The 22350-nt window shown below is 52.6% G+C and carries 17 protein-coding genes and 2 tRNA genes; 17 read left to right on the top strand and 2 right to left on the bottom strand.

The genetic code is table 11. The features are described from left to right. Position 1 precedes the first annotated feature (1 nt). Complete coding sequence (locus tag PCAR_RS09270) at positions 2 to 802, top strand: alpha/beta fold hydrolase (RefSeq protein ID WP_011341398.1); 801 nt, start codon at positions 2 to 4, stop codon at positions 800 to 802. After that, positions 799 to 1605, top strand: coding sequence for a methyltransferase domain-containing protein (locus PCAR_RS09265; protein ID WP_011341397.1), 807 nt, complete (start codon positions 799 to 801; stop codon positions 1603 to 1605). The genes PCAR_RS09270 and PCAR_RS09265 overlap by 4 nt, the downstream gene beginning before the upstream one ends. Positions 1606 to 1620: 15 nt before the next feature. Here PCAR_RS09265 and PCAR_RS09260 read toward each other — a convergent pair whose 3' ends face one another. Both PCAR_RS09260 and PCAR_RS09255 read right to left on the bottom strand, forming a co-directional pair. Further along, the gene (locus PCAR_RS09260) at positions 1621 to 2799 is read right to left on the bottom strand and encodes a class I SAM-dependent rRNA methyltransferase (protein ID WP_011341396.1); all 1179 of its coding nucleotides are present in this window, start codon (positions 2797 to 2799) and stop codon (positions 1621 to 1623) included. After that, entirely contained in the window at positions 2796 to 3089 is a 294-nt protein-coding gene (locus tag PCAR_RS09255; RefSeq protein ID WP_011341395.1) for an ArsR/SmtB family transcription factor, read from the bottom strand. Before PCAR_RS09255 ends, PCAR_RS09260 begins: the two co-directional genes overlap by 4 nt. A 217-nt stretch (positions 3090 to 3306) precedes the next feature. Between PCAR_RS09255 and PCAR_RS09250 the strand changes: the two genes are divergently transcribed. From PCAR_RS09250 to PCAR_RS09175, 15 genes are all read left to right on the top strand, one after another. Then, positions 3307 to 4140 carry a DUF3108 domain-containing protein gene (locus tag PCAR_RS09250; RefSeq protein WP_011341394.1) on the top strand — a complete coding sequence of 278 codons (834 nt, stop codon included), beginning with the start codon at positions 3307 to 3309 and terminating at the stop codon, positions 4138 to 4140. Next, a complete protein-coding gene (locus PCAR_RS09245) occupies positions 4137 to 5783 on the top strand; it encodes a putative manganese-dependent inorganic diphosphatase (protein ID WP_011341393.1) in 1647 nt (548 codons plus the stop codon). The genes PCAR_RS09250 and PCAR_RS09245 overlap by 4 nt, the downstream gene beginning before the upstream one ends. A 561-nt stretch (positions 5784 to 6344) precedes the next feature. After that, positions 6345 to 8504 (top strand): carboxy terminal-processing peptidase, encoded by a 2160-nt coding sequence (locus PCAR_RS09235; protein WP_011341391.1) that lies wholly within the window; start codon positions 6345 to 6347, stop codon positions 8502 to 8504. 289 nt (positions 8505 to 8793) lie between these two features. Further along, positions 8794 to 9660, top strand: coding sequence for an outer membrane beta-barrel protein (locus tag PCAR_RS09230; RefSeq protein ID WP_052643364.1), 867 nt, complete (start codon positions 8794 to 8796; stop codon positions 9658 to 9660). A gap of 219 nt (positions 9661 to 9879) precedes the next feature. Beyond that, entirely contained in the window at positions 9880 to 10425 is a 546-nt protein-coding gene (locus tag PCAR_RS09225; RefSeq protein ID WP_011341389.1) for a hypothetical protein, read from the top strand. A 57-nt stretch (positions 10426 to 10482) separates the two neighbouring features. After that, entirely contained in the window at positions 10483 to 11154 is a 672-nt protein-coding gene (locus tag PCAR_RS09220; RefSeq protein WP_011341388.1) for a MotA/TolQ/ExbB proton channel family protein, read from the top strand. Between the two features lie 14 nt (positions 11155 to 11168). Beyond that, positions 11169 to 11645, top strand: a complete 477-nt coding sequence (locus tag PCAR_RS09215) for a hypothetical protein (protein WP_011341387.1) — start codon at positions 11169 to 11171, stop codon at positions 11643 to 11645. Continuing rightward, positions 11642 to 13042: a hypothetical protein gene (locus PCAR_RS09210; protein ID WP_011341386.1), complete on the top strand. Its 1401-nt coding sequence runs from the start codon at positions 11642 to 11644 to the stop codon at positions 13040 to 13042. Before PCAR_RS09215 ends, PCAR_RS09210 begins: the two co-directional genes overlap by 4 nt. Before the next feature lie 16 nt (positions 13043 to 13058). Next, the gene (locus PCAR_RS09205) at positions 13059 to 15089 is read left to right on the top strand and encodes a hypothetical protein (RefSeq protein ID WP_011341385.1); all 2031 of its coding nucleotides are present in this window, start codon (positions 13059 to 13061) and stop codon (positions 15087 to 15089) included. A gap of 92 nt (positions 15090 to 15181) precedes the next feature. Then, positions 15182 to 15255 (top strand) — tRNA-Cys (locus PCAR_RS09200). A gap of 256 nt (positions 15256 to 15511) precedes the next feature. Beyond that, positions 15512 to 16315 carry an AmmeMemoRadiSam system protein B gene (amrB, locus tag PCAR_RS09195; protein ID WP_011341384.1) on the top strand — a complete coding sequence of 268 codons (804 nt, stop codon included), beginning with the start codon at positions 15512 to 15514 and terminating at the stop codon, positions 16313 to 16315. Between the two features lie 118 nt (positions 16316 to 16433). Then, on the top strand, positions 16434 to 17834 hold the full coding sequence (gene gltX / locus PCAR_RS09190; protein ID WP_011341383.1) for a glutamate--tRNA ligase: 1401 nt from the start codon (positions 16434 to 16436) through the stop codon (positions 17832 to 17834). Between the two features lie 290 nt (positions 17835 to 18124). Further along, entirely contained in the window at positions 18125 to 20791 is a 2667-nt protein-coding gene (gene pepN / locus PCAR_RS09185; RefSeq protein WP_011341382.1) for an aminopeptidase N, read from the top strand. Between the two features lie 90 nt (positions 20792 to 20881). Then, positions 20882 to 20955, top strand: a tRNA-Gln gene (locus tag PCAR_RS09180). Positions 20956 to 21138: 183 nt separating this feature from the next. Next, positions 21139 to 22284, top strand: a complete 1146-nt coding sequence (locus PCAR_RS09175) for an acetoin utilization protein AcuC (RefSeq protein ID WP_011341381.1) — start codon at positions 21139 to 21141, stop codon at positions 22282 to 22284. The last annotated feature ends 66 nt before the right edge of the window (positions 22285 to 22350 follow it).

The raw sequence follows: 22350 nt of genomic DNA, 5'->3' as shown, positions 1-22350 counted from the left end.
TATGAAATTTTGTCGTCTCGGCGATGGCCGCACCATCAGTTATCGTGAACAGGGCCAAGGGCCTGTTGTGGTGATGCTGCATGGTTGGGGGATGTCTTCGTCCGTCTTTTTACCCTTGATGCAAAATCTGTCCGATTCGTTTCGGATACTGGCCCCCGATCTGCCAGGGCACGGACACTCCGAACCGGGATCCGGCTACGATCTGCCGCAATTAGCTGCCGACATGGAAGAATGGCTCGGTATTATCGGCATTACGGATAGCTACCTGTTGGGCTGGTCCCTCGGCGGTATGGTTGCGCTTGAACTTTTGGAGCATCTTGGTGGGCGGCTGAAAAAACTCATATTGATTTCCACAAGCCCTTGTTTCGTGCAGCGCGACACCTGGAAATCGGGACAACCTGCAACCCAGCTGAAGGTCTTGGGCCGCCAGTTCAGCAGAGACTCCCAGGCGGCATTGCATGACTTTTTTGCCCGTCAGTTCGCGGGCGAGGACCTCGATGACCATGAGATCCTCAACCTTCGACACGCGTTACTGGATAGTTCTCCGCCACCGACCAAAGCGGCGGCACTGGGCGGACTGGACACCCTCGGTCGTAGCGATTTGCGTCGTCGCTGTTGGCCCAGGGTTCCTGCGCTGGTGATTCACGGGGCGTGTGACGCAATTATACCGGTCGATGCGGGGAGGTATTTGTCCCGGCATTTGCCCGATGCGCGGTGGGTGGAATTGGAGCATGTCGGTCACGCCCCCTTTGTCACCCGTACGGGACAGTGTGCGGCGTTGTTCAAGGATTTTTTGGCATGACCGCCATCGATCGTCGTCAGGTTCGGCAGCATTTCTCTGCCAGTTCCGCAGTCTACGATGACCATGCGCAGGTGCAGAAACGGGTAGCGCAACGGGTCGCATCCCTTGTTCATGCGGAAGCCCCCTCTGCAGGGCGCTTGTTGGAAATCGGCACCGGTACAGGTTACCTGACCCGGCAGATTGTGCGTGAAAATCCCCAATTGCGTCCCCTTGTCTCGGATCTGGCCCATGGCATGACGGTGCAGGCCCGGCAAAACGTTCCTGCCGCCCTGGCTCTTGATCTGGATGCCAGTTCTCTGTCTCTGAAATCCGGAAGCATGGCGGTTATATGCAGTTCCTCCGTTTATCAGTGGGTGGAGGACCTCAATATTGCTTTTGGCGAGTCTTTACGGGTTTTGCAGGATGGGGGCATCTTTATTTTCGCACTTTTTGGCGAAAAGACCTTGTGGGAACTCAAAGAATGTTACCGTGAGTCGGTGATCGGCGAGGAGGGCAGGGCTCCGGATCATATGCTTGCCTTGCCCGACAAGGCCACGGTGGAAAATGCGTTACGGGACGGGGGTTTCAAAATCTTTCGCGTTTGGGAAGAGAACGAATGCGAAAATCATGCAACGGTGACGGATTTACTGCGCGCCATCAAGGGGGTCGGCGCCCATAATGCGTCGTCGCGGCGACCACGCGGTTTGGCGTCACGGCGAGTCATGGCGCGTTTGCAGGAGCTTTATACCCGTCGGTTTAACGTTGACGGCTTTTTGCCGGCAACGTACCACGTCATTTACGGTGTGGCACACAAGTGTCGATGAACCGGACGAAAGATTCTATCCGCATGCCTGCATGACAGCGCACTTAAGATATTCGGTTTCGGGACAGGAACATAAAACCGGATGATCGTATGACTGTCCGCGGATTTCAAGCAGCCGCATCTCCCGGCCGGCCTGGAACGCCGCCTTGCGCAGGGTGTCGAGAAAGGTTTCCCGATCCATATGGTGAGAGCAGGTGCAGGTAAATAAAATACCGTCGGTTGCCAGTAGTTCCATGGCCCGACGATTGATGGTCAGATAGCCCTTGATGCCTTCACGTAAACGCTTGCGGTTTTTTATGAACGCCGGCGGGTCGAGAATGATGCCATCGAATCGCTCCTTTTGACTGTGGAGTTCCCGCAGGCGGTCGAAAACATCGGCTTGAACGAATCGGCAAGTCGCATCCTGAAAATTCAGGCGCGCATTTTCCTGCGCCAAAGCCACGGCCCCGGCGGATATGTCGATGCCAAGGACCTCTTTGGCGCCATAGCGTGCTGCGTGGATAGCCCAGCTGCCCGAATAGCAAAACAGATCGAGAATACGTTTACCCGCCACCCTTTCGCGCAATGCGAGGTGGTTTTCTTTTTGGTCGAGAAAATGCCCGGTCTTCTGTCCCTGCAGGACATCGACCATGAAACGGAGGCCATTTTCGATGATTTCCAGGCGCTCGGGAAGTTCGCCGTACAGAATCTCAACTTCCTGCGGCAGATTCTCCAAGGCGCGCACAGCCACGTTGTTGCGGCCAATGATGGCAACGGGGTCAAATACCTGCAGCAAGGCCTGCAATATGAGGTCGCGTCGGCAATCGATACCGAAGGTCAGAAACTGAACCGAAAGAACATTGTCGTATCGGTCAATCACCAGACCCGGTACATGATCGCCTTCGCCGTAAACCATGCGTACCGCGTTGGCTTCGCCGTAAATGGCTTGGCGTATGCGGGAGGCGGTCCGAAAGCGCTCGCAGTAAAAATCGACGGAGTCGATGTCCTCGCGGCTTCTGGATAGCAGGCGTGCGGCGATCAGTGAATGGGGGTTGTAGTATCCGGTGCCAAGATATTCGCCCTGGGCGGTCAGCACTTCGACCGTCTCACCTGGAGCTATCTTGTTACGAAGAGGCTGGAGTTCATTACTGAAAACCCAGGGGTGACCGCGACGAACACGGCGGTCATGCCCGGGCCGGAGGTGCAATTGGATCATAAAGGGTTACTCAATTGAAATACGGCTTGAACGATGCGACGAGCATCATCTGAAATGACGGTGTAAAAAACTTCGACTCCGGTACGATGACCTTCGATGATGCCCTTGCTCTTAAGCAGTGCCAGGTGCTGGGACACGGTAGCCTGGGGCAATTCGAGGCATTCCCAGATCTTTTTAACATTGCAGGTTTCCGAGAGTAATCCGGCAACGATTTTCAGGCGGACGGGATGACCCAAAGCTTTGAGAATCTCCGCTTCGCGCGCATAATTTTTAGTTTTGTCGAAGTCCATCGGTTCGGCTGTCTCTATCAATTTAAGGGAATTTTCGATTGGATATTGCGTGCAATCCGCCTGTTCGCGGTGCCGCCAATGTATGCGCATGGTAGTGGTGCGCGGGATGCATGTCAAGGATTAAGCTGTGATTGCGTCGCTGCCGGTGGACTTTTGAATGTTTCAAGATTAGACTGAAGCGGATTTTTGCATACGTCGGTATCTAAGGAGAGAGCAAGTGAAAGCCGCGTTATTAATCTGTATGGCGTTTCTTTCAGGTATCTGTGGTCCGATCGGCCTGGCGAACGCGTCGCCGTCCTTAGCGGATACCCGTCCCGTGCGTAGGGCGTTGGATCAGCTCTGCGGAGAAACACTGATCTACGATATCGGTTTTCTATGGTTTGATCGCCTTGCTGTCGGGACATTTTCTCTCGAAAAAACCGATGTCCCTGACCGATATAGAGCCGTGCTGAAAGCGCAAACCATGGGGGTCGCCGCATGGCTGACCAGCCATAGGGTGCAGCGCTATGCTTCGGAGTTGCAGCTTTCGGCGGAAGGAACCCTGCGGCCGGTGAGTCACAATGCCGATATCTACAAAACCGTGGGTAATACGGTCAAAACGCGGCTGAAACATTGGGCTTACGACTATACCAATCGGCAGGTTATCGAGAGGGTGACCCGAAATGGGCGACAGCGAAAAGCCAGACATTACAGTATGGGGGAGGGGCCATTCCCCTACGATATACTCGGCGCGTTTTATAATTTCAGGGCCGGTTTGTTCGGTCCACTTCGCAGCGGGGCTGAGTACCGGATCCCTGCCTTTGCCAAAGGGGTCCCGTCTAGCATCGATATTTCAGTGCTCGGTAATGACCGCCATTCCGAGGCGGTGGATTCCCCCGATGATGGCCTGGTGGTGAAGGTGACCCTCGATCCGGAGGTTTTTGATACGGGGGACGGCAACCTTTTCATATGGTTCGATAATACAATGCGTCCCGTTAGGGTCGTGGTGAAAGATGTGATTGGTCTTGGCGATGTGCGCGCCATTTTACAATTTGACAGCGAGGATGAATGAGAGACACGATTTTTGTTGTAGGACATCGTAATCCAGATACGGATTCGGTTTGCAGTGCCCTGGCTTATGCACGTTTACGTCGATTGCAGGGGATGGATAACGTGGTTCCGGCGCGGGCCGGGTATCTGAATCGGCAAACGGAATTCGTTCTGGAGCATCTGGGGGTCGAGCCGCCTCGCTTGCTGTCCGACGTGGTGCCCCGAGTCAGAGATGTGGTCAAGCAACCTGCTGTGACTATTCATGCCGGCGCGCCTCTGGCCTGGGCGCTGGATCTGCTTCACCATCATGCAATCGGAACATTGCCTGTCATCGACAGGGACGGGCGCGCTCTGGGGTTGCTTTTTTTGCGCCAGGCCGCGGAAAAGTTTCTCGTTGCCGGGCAAGAAGGGCGTATCCGTCGCATTCAGACCTCGCCTTTGAGCCTGGCGCGGTGTCTGGGCGCCGAGGTGCTTAATGACGGGCAATCGCAGGAGGTGGAGGAGTTTGACCTTTATGTCGGCGCCATGGCCTTTGAGAGTTTCTGTCGACGCATGGAAGGGCTTGATCCGGCACGCTTGCTGGTGATAACGGGGGATCGCGACGATATCCAACTCCAGGCTGCCAGGCTCGGTGTGCGGATTCTGGTCGTGACGGGCGGGCAGCCGATTAATACGGATGTGCTCGAGGCTGCACGGGCGAACGGTACAAACGTACTCGCCACATCCTACGATACCGCGACAACCGCGTCCCTGACGCGCCTTTCAACGCCGGTCGAATGCCTCATGACCACCGAGTTTTCCACCGCCATGATGGACGAGTCGCTCGAAACACTGCGCTACAGGTTTCTGGATTCGACGCAACCGGGGGTGCTGGTACTGGATGCGGCGCATCGTGTGACGGCGGTAGCCACCAAAAGTACCCTGTTGGCCCAGGTCCCGTTCAAGCTTATGCTGGTCGATCATAACGAATTGAGTCAGGCCGTACCGGGGGCCGATCGTGTCGAGATTCTGGAAATCATCGATCATCATCGACTCGGGAATATGCCGACCGATGCCCCGATCCGATTTGTCAATCAACCGCTGGGCAGCACCTGTTCGGTTGTCGCCGGACTTTTCAGAGATGCCGGCATAACGCCCGACGCCCAGACCGCCGGCCTGTTGTTGGCCGGTCTGCTTTCCGATACGGTATTGCTCCGGTCCCCGACCGCGACCGATATCGATCGTGAATTAAGCGATTGGCTTGCGCAGGCAGCGGATCTGGATCCCCAGGACTTTGGCGCTCGCATGTTCGCCGCGGGCAGCGCCTTGGCTGCCTATGGAACGATGGAAGAGCTGATTCTGTCCGACTTCAAGGAATATAGCCAGGATGGCAAGCATTTTGGTCTGGGGCAGGTTGAGGTGGTCAATTTCGACGAATTCCAGGAACGAAGGATGGAAATTGCCGCTGCTTTGGAAGGCCTGTGCCAAAAACGCGGTCTTGATCTTGGCGGGTTGATGGTGACCGATATTGTCAGGGCAACCAGCCTGTTGTTGCTTTCCGGACGCAGTGAGTTGATGGCTCGAGTCGGGTATCCCCATGTCGATACGGATCTTTTCGAACTTAAAGGGGTTTTGTCCCGTAAAAAACAGTTGTTGCCCCATTTCCTGAAAATACTGAAAAGTTGAAACGATTATCCGTATCGCACTTATAGAGTGGGATTGTTGCGAGCGCTGTTTACCTCCTGGAACGGTCAATTTCACGATTTTGCAGCTTGCCGTTGTACCTGTTGTCCAGTATGAGCAGTAGCCGCATCAGGAAAAGCATGTCTTTCTTTCCATTGTAGGCTTCTGGCCGGAATTGAAACGAGAACTTTTGGAAGCACTTATGCGCAGTTAAGCAGAACAAAGCGCCCTTCATGAGGTACTGCTTGTGGATCGTGCAGAGCTGTCGGCTGGCATCGGGCGTGAAGGGTGGAGGAGCATATCTGTTGTGTATTTGCGACAACTTACACCGGTATTGTTGCACCGGAGCATGCTTGCAAGGTATGTTATTAAAGTTATGCTTACGAAGATGTTCAGAACGGGGCCCGGCTCGGCGATAGCCTGATGCCGGTGCCCTGTGGCAGATTGTTTCTCTCATACATACCCCGAATCGCTGGGTGATGGTTGCCGTTGTATTTCGCGTGCTACCGTTCACCGGATCAACATTGTCATGTGATCGTGGGGTTATCTGAAAGATGACCATTGATGAAATTTAAAAAAATACGCTTTTATCTGCTTGCCGTTATTTTGCTGATCGCAGTTTCCGGTTCCTGGGTTGGCCTGGCCTCGCAACAACCTCCCGAAGATCTCGAGCATTTGAGAATCCGCCTCCTGACGCATCTCATCAGCCAGCAAATGAGCACCAATCATTTCAGTCATAAAGCCCTCGATGACACCTTGTCCGCAGCGGCTTTCGATCTGTATGCCCAACAACTCGATTACCAAAAAAGATTTCTTATTCGCGAGGACATCGATCGATTGGGTGCGGAACGACACAATATTGATGATCAAATTGTTCGTGGCGAGCTTTCATTGCCTAAAACCGGGGCGCGTTTGTTGCGGCTTCGGGTGGAAACGGTTTCCGGGATGATTCCGGAGATTCTGGATCATGGGTTCGACTTTACGGTCAACGAGGTTTTTGAGACTGATCCTGAAAAAATCGACTATGCCGAGGATATGGCCGGTTTAAAAAACCGTTGGCAGCAGATCCTCAAATACCAGGTGCTGATGCGTTATGTTCAACTGTATGAAGAACAAAACAAGGCGGCTGCATCGTCGGAACATAAAGCCCTTCCGGTCAAGGCCGTCATAGACGCTGCCCTGCTTGAACAGGCTGTTCAAAAGGTGCGGCGCAGTACGGAGCATCTTCTCGATCGCCTTTTGGAGCAGACGGAAAAAGATCATTTCGAGCGTTTTCTCAATGCGTTCGTTCGAGCCTATGATCCGCATTCGGCTTATCTGGCACCGGATGCCCTGGAAGATTTCGAAATCTATATGAAGGGTTCCTTGGAGGGTATCGGGGCGACCTTGCGAGAAGATGACGGGTTCATCCGGGTCGTTGAAATCATCCCCGGGAGTCCTGCTGCCAAGCAGGGGCAGCTGGCCGCTGAAGATATCATCCTTAAAGTCGGAGAAGGGAACCAGGAGCCGATAGATGTCACTGAAACCCGTTTACGCGATGCCGTGCGTTTGATCAGAGGGAAGAAGGGTACGGAAGTACATCTGACTATTCGTAAGCCGACCGGCGCCGAGCGGGTGATTGCCATCACTCGTGATGTTGTCGAAATCGAAGAGGGTTTTGCCAAAAGTACCACGGTGCCGGTTTCCGGTCACAAGGGCCAGTGTTATGGCTATTTGCGGATTCCCTCTTTTTATCGAGATTTTCAGGGCAGTCGCGAGGGACGACAGGCACGCAATGTTACCGATGATGTCCGGCGCGAGTTGGAGCAGCTTAAAAAACAGGGAATAACCGGCCTTGTTCTGGATTTAAGGAATAACGGCGGCGGTTCGCTGTCCGATGCCATTAGTGTTGCCGGTCTGTTTATTGCCTCAGGCCCCGTGGTTCAGGTGAAAAGCAGTGATGGAGATATCCGTGTTTTTGAAGACGAGGATCCGGGTATCGTCTATGGCGGTCCGCTGGTGGTTATGGTCAACCGATTCAGCGCTTCGGCCTCTGAAATTCTGGCTGGTGCGATACAGGACTATGGGCGTGGCGTTGTCGTGGGTGGGGACGGGACGCATGGCAAAGGGACGGTTCAGGCTATTTTCGACATGGATCAGCCGCTAACCTATAGTCCTCTGGCCAAACTCAAGCCCTTGGGTGCCTTAAAGGTTACCGTGCAGAAATTTTACCGGATAAACGGCGGGTCTACTCAGGTTAAGGGGGTTGAGCCGGATATTCATTTGCCTGATCGATTGGCTTTTCTTGAATCCGGGGAAAAATATATCGAATATGCGTTGCCCTGGGATACGATCACGAACGTTCCATTCAAGCGCTGGAGTCGCCTTCCGAATGTGGCCGAATTACGTCGTTTAAGCGAACAAAGAGTCACAAATGGGCACCGGTTTGATGCCATTGTCGCAGAAACACGACGTAATCGCCAGCGTAGTCGGGATACCCTGCGGTCTGTCAGGCTGACCGACATACTTGAGGAGCGATCGGCTCTGCGTGCAGCAGGCGCCGAAGATTTCGTAGAGGATCTGGCCTCCAAACGATTGTCCCCCGATAAGGATTTTGAAAATCTGGCGGATGAAATCTCTGGGGATTTGTATGTGGGGGAGGCCATGGCGGTACTTACCGATATGAAACAGCTGACGGCCAATTCAGACTCTCGAATTGCCGGGCAGTTGTCTGCAGTGCATTAGCTTTCGTAGTGTCGCGACAGCCAAATCTTTTCAGCTACCCTTCTTTAGTGGTGTGGTTATTGCTACGGTTATGTGCTCAAGGCCACCGTCAGGCAGAGGTTTCGGTTATACCTATCCGTGCCGCATTCCAGGTTTTTTTTCTTTAAGTGGTCTCATGTGTATGCTATTACATGGTCGATCCGTCGAGGTGAAACCTTATACTGTTTCAAGCATTTGTCAGGTCAGACAAGAGGCTGTCGGTTTGTTGTGCAATGAAGGCTTTTATATGGGATCCAAGGAGATCATGGTTATGCGTCAAAAGAACTTGTTGTTTTATGCTCTTTTTTTGTTCGTATTCACCAGTACGCTGTCTGGTACCGCAATGGCTGAAAATAAGTACCATGTCTTTACTGTCTCGCCATATGTCGGTGGTCGCCTGGTCGAAGGTAACCAGGCGCTCGACGATTCGATCAACGCCGGCCTTGCCGTCGGCTATAATTTTTCCGAGATTTGGAGTGTCGAAGGGGTCCTGGCTTACTCGCCTTCAGAATATGTAGGACGGGATGTTCATTTATTGGATGCACACGTCGATGTTCTATACCATTTCCGTCCCTTCGGGCGTCTGGTTCCCTATCTTGCCGGCGGTGCCGGTGCCCTGTTCATCAAGCCGGAAGGGCAGAGTTCAGATGACGATCTCCAGCTGAATTTTGGCGGCGGCGTCAAGTATTTCATTACAGAAAACCTGGCCTTGCGGGGTGACATCCGTCCCACCCTGGACATCAATGTCGGTGATTCCGCTCATCAGTCTGACACATATTGGAACTTGGTATGTTCGGCAGGGGTGGTTTTCCAGCTTGGTACGCCTCAGGAAACGCGGGAATATCTCGATACGGATGGCGATGGCGTGTTGGATGCGGTGGACGAGTGCCTGGAAACTCCCCCGGGAGTTGCCGTGACTCGCCGTGGGTGCTCCAGGGATGCCGATCGCGATGGGGTTCCGGATTATCGCGACCTCTGTCCGGAAACGGCTGAGGGGGTGACCGTAACCGCGGCAGGGTGTCCTGCACCAACGCGAGGCGACCGCGATGCGGATGGCGTTGAAGATGCGCTTGACCATTGTCCCGAAACGCCCTTCGGCACACCGGTAAACGCTGTCGGGTGCCCCCTGGATCGCTGATAAGCGGTGTTGAACATGGGGCCGATGAATTTTCGAGGTGTTTAAGATTGTGTTGGGAACATGTTGCAAGACGTCCCGTGCCAGGTATGCTGAAGCTTGGGGCCGGGCTTTTCGGTTCCCTGGTATGCCGCGGCATATGCGATCTACGTCAGATTAATGGAATTATTGGTGATATCTGGTTAACTTTTATACGCGAAAGAATCTTTGAAGGAGTCATGCATGAGAAAACAAGCTCTTTTGCTGGGGGTGGCGGTTCTGATTCTGGCACTTTCCGGTTGCTGTGCCTGTAACAAAGCCGATTGGCCTAAAGCACCTGTGTTGGGGCACATGTCTATCCCACAGAAAAAACTTTATCTGGAAAATGTCAGGCAGAACCTTAAGGTTTTTCGCCTGACAGCTTTGGAGTTGGATACCCATCGGCGCATGACTCCGGAAGAGGCCCAGAAACCCTGTAACGGTCAGGGCTTTCGCTGTGAAGTGCAAAAATATGTAGAACTCTATGCCATGCCGATTCTTCAGGACGCAGAGGCTCAGCAGCATGTGGAGACACGTCTTGAGGTCGCCAAAGTCAATCTCCTGAGTGCTTTTATCTATGAAGAAACCGGGCAGGATAGCCGTGCCAGGAAGCTCTTAAAGTTGTTCAACAAACGCTATAAAAAGGATACCGCCATTCAAAACGCGGTTGTGGACCCGACAGAGATGGGCTGTACCCGTCTAGCCGAAGGCGCTGCCAGCCTTGAGGCCAAACTTTTTACTCCAAATTAATTACTCTTAGGTCACGCGCGGATCGGTTGTTGCGGAACTATATCAGAGGTGATGTATATGCCAGAACAAGAAAGCATTTTCAACGTATTGTCTAACGGAATTATCGATGTTCTGACTTACCTGATCAATAGCTACTCAGGGTTGTTGCAACTCATTGTTTATATGATCATGGCCTGCATATTTGGGTTTGCACTTATCAAGTCTTTTCAGTCGTTTCGAGCTCTCGCTTTCTACGATTTCCGAAAGCTTTCAGGACGGCAATCGCTGTACAACTTAAATACCGATATCAAAATGCCGTTGGCATTGATCTCGGCCTCGTTCTTTGCCCGTACCAAATTGCATTATGAACAGGAGCAGCAACGTGGCACCGCGGATAAGGTTATCCCGCCGGATGCCTTTATTCGTGATGCCGCTTTTCAGTTCAGCGAGCGTTACTTCGAGGAGAAATTTCTGGATCCGGTGGGGATGATGGCGAATCTTATGCCTCCCATGGGTTTTATCGGTACCATTATCGGTATGGTTGTCCATTTTCTTGCCAATTCCGGAACCCTCAACAGCGAGATAACCGTAGCCGGGATTGCCACAGCTCTTTATACAACCTTTATCGCTCTTATCTGTTTCACCTTCCTGGAATTTCTTCGCAAGGTATTTTATGCCCTTGCGCACCGGCGTATTGATGAGGGGTTGGCGGCCATTGCACAGTTGGCAGTAGACGATTCCGATAAATAAGGTTGGTGACCGTTATGAAAATGAAGAATGGCCAAACCTGGCTTTTTTCCTTTACCGATCTGGCCTTTTTGCTCCTCATCAGTCTCAGCCTGATTCCGAGTGCGCCAGACAATATTACTATTAAACTGGCTGAAATGGATGTGCCGGTGGTGCCGGAGCACGGCAAGATGGCTCCCATCGCCAAAGTTCAGGAAGCTTGGGAACTGCAGGTGTATGCTGTGTCGGAAAAGCACCCCACGCCTTACCGATTGATCAAGGCGGGCGTTGGTAAAACCACCCCTGCCAGCGATGCGCAGATCCTTGCCAAGGAAGACTTGTTGCCGGCCCTGACAGCGCTCAAGGAGCGTAATATCCGTCCCATGCTTCTACCGGAAAAGAGTTCCTTGAGCCAGGACTTTTTATACGCTGCCGGCGTTATTGCCAGAGTTTGGACGGATGGCACCCGTACTGTCGTGCAAACGGAAACTGAGGCTGGAGAGTCCGGACCATGATTTTTCTGAAGGAAAGTCTTTATGGTTGGGGCGTATGCAACATTCCCCAGCCGCGCGCTACCCAGGATATCTATGCGGACCGAAGAGGGCGTGCGCAGGTTGTCGCTCACGAACAGCGACTGCATTCCGCCTCGGTAGGATTCTGGGGCGTTTGGGCAGGTCTGCTGAAGCGGGATTTTCCGCTGGGTCAGATATTTTCCGTGGTCGCCGCATCCTTGTTCCTGATTATGATGTTCGGCCTTGCCAGCTTTTTGCTGCCAGCTATGGAGCAGCAGGACAATCCCCCCCTTGAAATCCTTGCCATGGTACTTGAGGAGCCTCAACCGGAACCCGCACCTGTCGATGTCGTCATGCCACCTCCGGCGCAACTTCCGGTCGAGCCGGTCAAAACAGTGCAAAAGCCGCGATCCTTACCGTTACCCAAACCTGTTAAAACACCGCCGGCCGTGGTGGTTGTGCGGCCTGAATCCGTACCTGTGGCCAGGCCTCGGCAAGTGGTAACCTTGCCCAAAAAGGCGACGAACGACACGCTGCTGCCGGGACCACGCACCGTGGCCCGTACATACCGTGACGCCGCGCCGACTTCGGGACCGATGCCTGCCGGACGGCCTGACGCATCCTTTGCTGCGCGCTCGGCGAATGAGCTCGAAATAAGTTCTTCCTCGCTGCAAGGTCGTTACAGTCAAACGTCCCAAACGGCATCTTCGGCTATGCCCACACGCAGTGCCCCAAGGTTATCGAACGGATCCGCAACGGAGGTCGATCTTCCCTCGAGTGGGGGTGTATCACGCAATCTTAAAGTTTCTCATGCCACTCAAAGTATGCGGGGTAGTGGCACCGCTAAAACCTTCGTGCCGGCAACGGGCGGTCCCGCCGTCGCCATTCGCGGTGCATCTGGAGTTGCCGGAAATGTTGCCGAGGCAGGGAATCCGGGAACGGCCGCTGTGGCACCGTCCGATTACGCCGCCCGCAGTGTAGGCGAAAGGGTCGGTCTTATTGGCGGAGCCGAAGATGTCGATGTGCCGGTTCTCGTTGGTTCCGGAACCGCTTCGGGAGCGCTGGGTGGTACCGAATTGTCGAATTCCGCTCCTGTCGGAGATGGTCTGGCCTCAGGCGCGATCGATTTCAACGGTGTCGAAGAAGGTCACTACGACCCTGCGCGGATGATCAGCCTCAACCAACTCAAGGCCTGTATCGATCCCGATGCGGAACTGGATTTGAAAACCAGGTTGGCCACCGAGCTTGATACTGCAGGGAAATGTTCCATCCGAAATATGGTTTTCTTTTACAAATACCCTGAGAACGCCTACACGTTGCAGGTTGATGTTTATAATCCTGAAAATTTTGGCGATAGGTGCGATGCGCTTCGTACTGCTATACAATGCGTTAATCCCTAGAAGTGAGGCTCGTTCAATGAAATCAATGAAATTGGCAATCGTTCTTGGAGTGCTGTTGGTTTTGCCGGCCCTGGCTGGTGCAGCTCAGTGGGACAATCTGCTGGATGTTGCTTATCGTTTCAGCTGGTATCCCAAAAGCGACCTGCAAAGTCTTTTGCAGGAAAAAAGCATGGAGTACGGGAGCAGTCTCGAAACTTACCGCGATGGATTGATCGATACTCTCACGTCCGGCACCGGTCCCGATGGGCGCCTGCAACAGGATAGTCTCTTTGTCGGCAAGCCATTAAGCCAGTATTACCGCCTGGCTCTCGCGGAATTCTGTCTGTATCTGGCAAACGACGAAATGGTGCATCTGGACAACGCCGAAACCGCTTTGTCGGTGTTCCCGGATGAGGATCCGCAGGGAGATGTAGCGTTTTGGAAGCATCTGCTGACCGCGTACCGGCGTATGGCGGATAAAGACAGTCCCGGTTTTGTCGCCTCGGTATATTCCTTGTGGGAAAATACCGTGCTGAAACAGGAAGTCGATAACATTCTGATGGACGACACGCGTGCCAAAGTGGGTTTTGTTAAAGAGTTGCCCCACTTGTATGAAAACATTGCCCATCTGGTTATCCGTAGAGCGATTATCGAACAGGAAATGCCCAATCTGTCATCCCTGGGCACAGTGATTTTGTCCATCGAGAACAAGCTTACTCTCGAAAATGGTTATAAAAATCTCGTCAAAGCCATTGTCGAGAGGATGGACGGAGTTTCCTCGGATAATTACAATCTTAACTTTGCCGTGGCTTTTCTTGAAGCGACGGCCAATCGCAATGATTTCGAAGCGGCAACGGAGCCCGATGAACTGGTCGCCAAATTCAATGCGGCACGTAAATTTTATCAGTTAGCCTATTATTGGGCGGACACGAATAAGGGCAGGGCGACGATTATGGGACAGTACATGGGTTTTTTGACCTATGTCACCAGGCGCATGATCGATCCCAACGATCCTGTTGCCACGACGCGCTTCTTCGAAAAACTGCCGGGTATGGCCGTTGCGTACCTGGATAAAGGTATTGAACTGTTCGACCTGCTGGCACTTCATGCCGCTCCAAACGGCAATTTTACCGCAGACGGATATTACAAGCGCGGCAATTACCTGATTTCCATGCATCGCCTGTGGGATGCCACCGGTAAACTTTCCATTATGCTTGCCGACTACTACAAGTCCCGTCGCAAAGCCTATGAAATAGAAACGCTGTTCCCCGTAGAGAGCCCGCTATTGAAGTACTGTGCTCTGTTTCAGAGGCATGCGCGTATCGATCAGGACATCGTTCCGGACAATGCCTATTTCCTGGCGGCTTATGCCGCCCGTGAGCTTGCCGACTTATACCAGCAGCTTTCCGAATATAGCACCGGCGTAGAAGCAAAAGCCCTGTTTTTTGCATATCAGCTGCAGGCTGTCGAATTGTTTCCTGCTGATGTTACGAGTATTTTGCAGTTGGCATATCAATCGAACCTGGATGGTCGGGTTGAAGATTACTTCCGATACATTACCCCTATTGCCGCACGACTGGAACAATCCAAAGTGGTCGATATGTGGCTGGCCAATCACAACACGCCCTTTAATCCGATGGTGGCGCATCTTGGCAAGGAAATTCCCGCCATTATGTTAAATGCCTATACGTATCTCAATGTGATTCGTGAATCGGAAGGTACCGAAGACGGTTTTTATCGTAAGGCTATAATTCTTGAAAAAATCTTTGACGCACGGGATAGCGATAACACCGATGTCGATCGCGTCATGAAGGCCGTCGGCAAAGAAGATCTCTCCAATGCCCGACCGCTGACTTTGCTCTTCGAGGAGCCCTTGAGTGAACCGTTTAACTCCAGAGTTGCTTCCATACTCAACTCAGCCGAGATGTACCCTGTGACACGCCTCAAAAATAAATTATACGGAGCACTGGATGGATCGGAACACGGCTTTTTGCGTGCACTGTTTTACGAAATCCCCTTTGAGGAGCATCAGTATGTGCAACTTATCCGGGCGTTGCGCCAACCGTGAGGGATTTCGGGCACATAAATCATAAAGTTGATTTTTTACTCTTGACACTCGGGGGCACGATCTGATATCACTATCGAGCTTTTGAGACATGGGGCCCCGTCGCCAAGTGGTAAGGCAGAGGTCTGCAAAACCTCCATCACCAGTTCGAATCTGGTCGGGGCCTCCATAACAAATTCAAAGAGCCAGCGATACTGTCGCTGGCTCTTTTTTTTGTCCTGTGCATTTCCTGCATATCAACTTTCCCTGCAGCGCCTTCCGGATTTTTCGACGCTTCCCCAAGGTTTGGAATCCTTGTCTGCGGAGATTGCCAAACATGGGATACATGGTAAAGTGAAACGTCCCGGTAGGTACAATCATCGAGGAATGTTGTGAGACGGCGGATCGCCAATCCGCAGCATTTTGTCAGTACAGGGGAGGTTTGAATGCGACGCATGCCAGCTGTTGCAGGGCAGTTTTACCCTGCGGATCCAAAAAGTTTGCGCTCCATGGTCGAAACATACCTGGAAAAAGCCACCCAATCGCACCCGGCTATCGGACTTATGGTCCCTCATGCCGGATATGTGTTCTCAGGAGCCATTGCCGGACAGACTTTCGGGTGCGTGGATATTCCCTCCAAAGTGTTGGTGATCGGACCGAACCATACCGGATATGGTGAATCTCTGGCCCTGTTCGCCAAAGGTAGCTGGGTTACTCCTTTGGGAGAAGTGCCCATTGCAGAGGGTCTCGCTGATAGAGTTCTTCAGGCCCATCCGCGGCTTATGGCCGACGATCTCGCTCACCGCTTCGAACATTCGCTGGAAGTTCAAATCCCTTTTCTCCAGGTCAGGGCCCCCGATGTGCAAATCGTGCCCCTGTGTCTGGCTCCGGTACCTTATGAAGAATTGCTGGCCTTGGGCAATGCTATCGGCCAGGTATTGGCCGCGGAAAAAGAACCGGTTTTGCTGGTGGCCAGTTCCGATATGACGCATTACGAACCCGGAGCAGCGGCCCGGAAAAAAGATCATATGGCACTCAAACATGTTTGTGATCTCGACCCGGAAGGATTATATCGCACGGTGGCCAGCGAGAACATCAGCATGTGTGGCGTCGTTTCCACGGTCGTTATGTTGGCTGCGGCGCAATGTCTTGGGGCCCAAAAGGGCCGTCTGGTCTGCTATGGAAACTCCGGCGAGGTTACGGGGGACCAATCCGAAGTGGTCGGTTATGCCGGGGTGGTTGTCGAGTAGAGGTTGAAGGCGCTATCCAGAGGCAATTATCACTTGTCAAGCCAATCCCTTTGCAGTATAAAAGTGTGGGCTGTCCAATCGACAGCCCATTTTCATTTTAAGCTTACAGGAGAATCCAATGTCCAAATTGCGCGTGAGATTTGCGCCTAGCCCTACGGGCTATCTTCATATCGGCGGGGCCAGGACCGCTTTGTTTAATTTTCTTCTGGCGCGTAAAGAACAGGGTACATTTGTTCTCAGAATTGAGGATACCGATGTGGCGCGTTCCACCCAGGAGTCGGTCGACGCCATCCTTCAGGCCATGGATTGGCTCGGTATGAGTTGCGATGAAGGGCCCATTTACCAATCCGATCGTTTTGATTTGTATCGCGCAAAGATCGACCAACTGGTAGAACAGGGGAAAGCCTATCGTTGCTATTGCACTGCGGAAGAACTGGAGAAAAAACGCGAAGCGGCCATGCAGGACGGGCGCAAACCTAAATACGATGGTACGTGCAGGCAATTGCAGGAAGTCTGCGACGATAAGCCTTATGTTATCCGCTTCAAGGCTCCGCAGGAAGGGGCGACCACTTTCCACGATCGTATCAAGGGCGACATCACTTTCCAGAACGAGGAGTTGGATGATCTGATTATCCAGCGCACGGACGGTACGCCGACCTATAATTTTGTCGTTGTGGTTGACGATGCCGAAATGGGCATCAATCTGGTGCTGCGCGGAGATGACCATATCAACAATACGCCGCGTCAGATTATGTTGTATAAAGCTCTGGGCTATCCCGTGCCCGATTTCGCTCATGTGCCGATGATTCTGGGGGCAGATAAGAGCCGTCTGTCCAAACGACACGGCGCCACCTCCGTTATGGCATATAAGGAAATGGGCTATTTGCCCGAAGCTCTCGTGAATTACCTTGTGCGCCTTGGCTGGTCCCACGGCGATCAGGAGATTTTTACCCAGGATGAATTGACTCAGCTCTTCAGCCTGGACAATATCGGCAAGTCGGCCAGTGTTTTCAATCCCGAAAAGCTTATATGGCTCAACAGCCATTACATAAAAACCGGGAACCCGGGCAGGCTTGCTCAGCTGCTGGCCGGACATCTTGCGGCCGATGGCATCGATGTTGCGAATATCGCCGACCTGGAGCCCATCGTCGTGGCGTTGCAGGACCGTTCCAAGACACTGGTTGATATGGCACAGCAGGCCCGGTGTTTTTTTGCGGACGATATCCAGTTCGATGAAAAAGCTGCGGCAAAATTTCTTATTGAGGATAATCGTTTCGTGTTCGAAGCGTTGTCGGCTGCGCTTGAATCCTGCGACGATTGGAAGGAAGACATTCTCGACGGAGTGTTTAAAGGCGTGCTTGAAGCTACCGGTCTGAAGTTCGGCAAACTGGCGCAACCCGCCCGTGTCGCTCTGGTTGGCGGTACCACCGGTCCCAGCATCTGTTTGATCATGCAGATCCTGGGACGCGAAAAAACTCTCGCGCGTTTACAGGGAGCCATGTCCCGGTTGGGGCAGTAACCTTTTTCCGCTTTTAATTTGATAAACGCAGGGTGCTTTACCGTATCGATGGTCGGAAGGCACCCTGTTTTATTTGCCGGATATATTTAGTTTTCATCCGGAAACGGTCCTTTTTCCCAATCTCTGCGTCAATCTTCCCACTTGCTTGTGCGGTGTAAAAACTACGCCTCCGCGCAAGTGCTCGATTTTCTTGACCTTGGGAAAAATCACTCGTTTCCCTTATGAAAACTACGCAGTGTGCATCCTGAGTTTCCGGATGCACACTATTTAGCAATCAACGGGGTTTTTGCATGCAGGAAAACAGTTGTCAAGTTGTTCGTCTGGAAGATTATGCGCCATCGGAATTCCTGGTCGAAAAGGTGCATTTGACCTTTGAACTTGCTGAAAGAGATACCGTTGTAAAAACCCTTATGTCCTTGCGACGCAACCCCCGAAGTACAAACCGGGAGCAGACCCTTTTTCTGGACGGCATCGATCTCAAGCTTCGTTCACTGCATATCGATGGCACGCCAGTGGCCGATCGCGATTATCGTCTAGATGAAAGTGGTCTTTATCTTTTCGGGGTGCCGGATGTTTTCGAGCTTCAAACCGAGGTGATTATTCAGCCTCAGGATAATACGGTACTCGAGGGCCTGTACTGTTCTGGAGGGATGTTCTGCACACAATGTGAGGCCGAGGGATTTCGCCGCATCACCTTTTTCCCGGATCGTCCGGATGTCATGGCGACGTATACCACCAGCATTGTTGCAGATAAAAAACGCTATCCCGTACTTCTTTCCAACGGTAACCTGCTTTCAAGCGAAGATCTTCCCGACGGTTTGCATCGAGTCACCTGGCATGACCCCTTTCCCAAGCCAAGCTATCTGTTTGCCCTGGTGGCTGGCGATATCGTATTTGAAGAAGGTGCATTTGTCACCGCTTCCGGCCGTTCAGTGGCGTTGCGCGTCTATCTCCAGCGGCACAACCTGGGGCGCGGCACACACGCGCTTGAAGCCCTTAAAAAGGCCATGCTTTGGGATGAGAAGGTCTTTGGGCTCGAATACGATCTCGATCTGTATATGATCGTGGCTGTGGATGATTTCAATATGGGGGCCATGGAAAACAAGGGCCTCAATATCTTTAATTCAAAATATGTTCTTGCCGATCGGGAAACCGCCACCGACTTGGATTTTCAGGCGATCGAAGAGGTTGTCGCCCACGAATATTTTCACAACTGGACGGGAAACCGCGTCACCTGTCGCGATTGGTTTCAGCTTAGTCTTAAGGAAGGGCTGACCGTTTTTCGGGACCAGCAATTCTCCGCGGACGAGGTGGCCAGGTCTTTGAAGCGTATTCACGATGTGCGTCTTTTGCGAACGGTACAATTTGCGGAAGATTCCGGTCCCCTCGCGCATCCCGTACGCCCGGAGGCCTACCAGGAAATCAACAATTTTTATACGGCCACTGTTTATGAAAAAGGCGCCGAAATTGTGCGTATGCTGCACAATCTGCTGGGCAAGGAAATGTTTCGCCGCGGGCTTGAGCTCTATTTTTCACGTTTCGACGGTACGGCTGTGACCATCGAAGATTTCGTCAAGGCGATGGAGGATGCGGCGCAGGTCGACCTGTCCCAATTTCGCCTGTGGTACAGTCAGGCAGGTACTCCGAATATTCGGGCGACAGGAAATTATGATGAGAGCAGCAAGGAGTTCTGTTTGCGGTTGCAGCAGGGCTGCGCTCCAACCCCCGGCCAATCGGATAAGCAACCTCTGCATATTCCTGTCGCTATCGGATTGCTGAACTCCACGGGGACTGAGATGCCTGTATGCGAAGTGGGTCATTCGGGAACCGACTGTGATACAACCGCTATTTTACCTCTTAAAAAAACCGAACAGGTTTTCCGCTTCAAAGTGTCTGAACGTCCTGTGCCTTCACTGCTTAGGGGCTTTTCTGCTCCTGTAAGACTTACATACAACTATTCCGATGCAGAGCTCATGTTTCTTACGGTGCACGACAGCGACCCCTTCAATCGTTGGGATGCCGCCCAGCAACTGGTTACGCAGGTTATTATGCGCGGAGTCGATCGCATGGCCGATGGTCAGGCTTTCATGGTCGAACCCGTGCTGATCGATGCCTTTCGCCAAGTGTTGCATTCAAGTAGCAAGGATAGGGGGTTGGCCGCCCAAATGTTGATGCTGCCGAGCGAAAACTATCTGGTCGATCAACGCCTCCGGATAGATATCGATGGTATCTGCACGGTTCGACGTAAATTGCGTGAGGCTCTGAGCGATGCTCTGCATGATGAGTGGGCATCCGTTCGGCAGGCCTGTATAAAAGATACATCCGCCGGATACGGTTTCTCTCCGGAGGAAGTGGGTTGTCGGTCTTTGAAAAATGTCTGTTTGAGTTATCTTGCCGCTCAATCCAAGGCTGGTTTCTGGCCACAGGTCAGGCAGTGGCTTGACGAAGCGGATAATATGACGGATCGTCTGGCTCTTCTGACCCTTTTGGCGGAAGTCGAAAATGCCGAAAGCCAGACAGCGTTTGCGCAGTTTTATCAGCGCGCAAAGGACATTCCTCTGGTTCTGGATAAATGGTTTGCTGTCCAGTCCGGTGCGCGGCATCCCCTGATTGTCGACAAGATCCGCAGGTTGCTCGCGCATGAGGATTTCAATCTGTGTAATCCCAATCGGGTGCGTGCTGTGTTGCATACCTTCGCTCGCGGAAATCTTGGAGGATTTCACGCACCGAGCGGCGCCGGGTATCATCTCGTTGGCGACTATGTGATGAAACTTGATCGACTGAATCCACAGGTTTCCGCATCTCTGGCCGGTTCCTTCAGCGCGTGGCGACGATTCGACAATGACAGAAGTGCCTTGATGAAAGAACAGTTGAACAAAATGTTCTCCACGGAGGGGATCTCGCGCGACTTGCGGGAAATCGTTCAGCGCAGTTTGCAAGACATGGAGCATACTTGACGGATCGCGATGTTCGAGTGGTTTTTTTTGAAAAAAAGAATTTTTACCCTTGACACTGACGATAGGCTTTGTTAAAACGTCACTCGCTTTTGGGAGATCGTCTAGCGGCAGGACTACGGACTCTGACTCCGTCAACCAAGGTTCGAATCCTTGTCTCCCAGCCAAAATCATTCACGCAGCAACGCGTGTGAAAATAGATACAGGTTGTCCCGAGGGGCGGCCAACAGGTGGAGCCTTTGCTCCACCTTTTTTTTATTCAAAGACCGACATGCAAGATTGAATGTATGCCCTGGCAGTTGACCTGCCTCCCTGCACGATGTTAAAGCTTTTAGAGGGGAGGGCGTCATATGCATGGCGATTGTGCCTTTATTTATTCCAGCCGTTTTGGGCAAGGTGTTTTTGGCCAGGGGCATCCGTTCAAGGTGGAGCGGTTTGCTTTGACTTACGCTTTGCTTGATGCCTTGCACTTGCTTTCCCGTCCCGGCATCCGTCTTATTGAAGCTCCCCGCGCCACATACGCTGAACTTTTATCCTTTCACCATCCGGATTATCTACGCACCCTTCAGGAATTCAGTTGCGACTCGACTCGCCGGGCCGATTTCCGGTTCGGTCTCGGAGATATGGAAAATCCCGTTTTCGAGGATCTTTTCGATTGGGTCAGTCTTTGTTGCGGCGGCACCATGGAGGCTGCGCGACAGGTATTGGATAAAAACTGTCGCTGTGCCTTCAATATGGCGGGAGGGTGGCATCATGCGCATGCCGCACGCGCATCGGGTTTCAGTTATCTGAACGATGCCGTTGTGGCCATAAATTCCATGGTGGCGCGCGGTTTCAAAGTTGCGTATGTCGATCTTGATGCTCATCATGGCGATGGGGTGCAGGAGGCTTTCTACGCCACAGATCGTGTTCTTACCATTTCGTTGCACGAAATCGGCAAAGACTTTTTTCCGTATACCGGGGTTGTCAAGGAGTTGGGCACGCGGGAAGGGTATGGATACGCGGTGAATATTCCCATGGAGCCCCATGCGGACGATTTGATATTCGAGCAAGCCTTCGGGCGGATCGTCATTCCGCTGCTGCATGCTTTTACCCCCGATATTCTGGTTACCCAGATGGGTATGGATATTCTGCGCACCGATCCTCTTACACGTCTTGAAATGACAACGGGAGCTGTCGAATATGCGGGCCGATTCTTCGCGGAATGCGGCTTGCCCTGGGTGGCCTTGGGTGGGGGAGGGTATGATAAGCTTAATACGGCTCGAGGATGGACTCTGTTGTGGGCAATCATGTCGGGTCAGGAAGTCGGCAATGCGCTGCCCGAAGAGATCCATGAAGCTCTTGAGGTATCCGGCAACAGTCAAAAATCATTACGAGACGTTCCCCATTTGGCGCGACCCGACGATTTTAGCCGTGCCCAGGATCAGCTAGACAGGACTTTGGCATTTTTGGAGCGGCGTCTGTTGCCTTTGCACGGCCTCGGGTTTATTCGATAGGAAGGGCGATCCCTTGAAACAACCGTCTGAAGATAGCGGGAACGTCGGTTCTCTCCGGGGACTGAA

Source organism: Syntrophotalea carbinolica DSM 2380 (assembly GCF_000012885.1).
Lineage (GTDB): Bacteria > Desulfobacterota > Desulfuromonadia > Desulfuromonadales > Syntrophotaleaceae > Syntrophotalea > Syntrophotalea carbinolica.
Note: the sequence above shows the minus strand (reverse complement) of the source record. Positions and strands in the feature narration are given on the sequence as shown.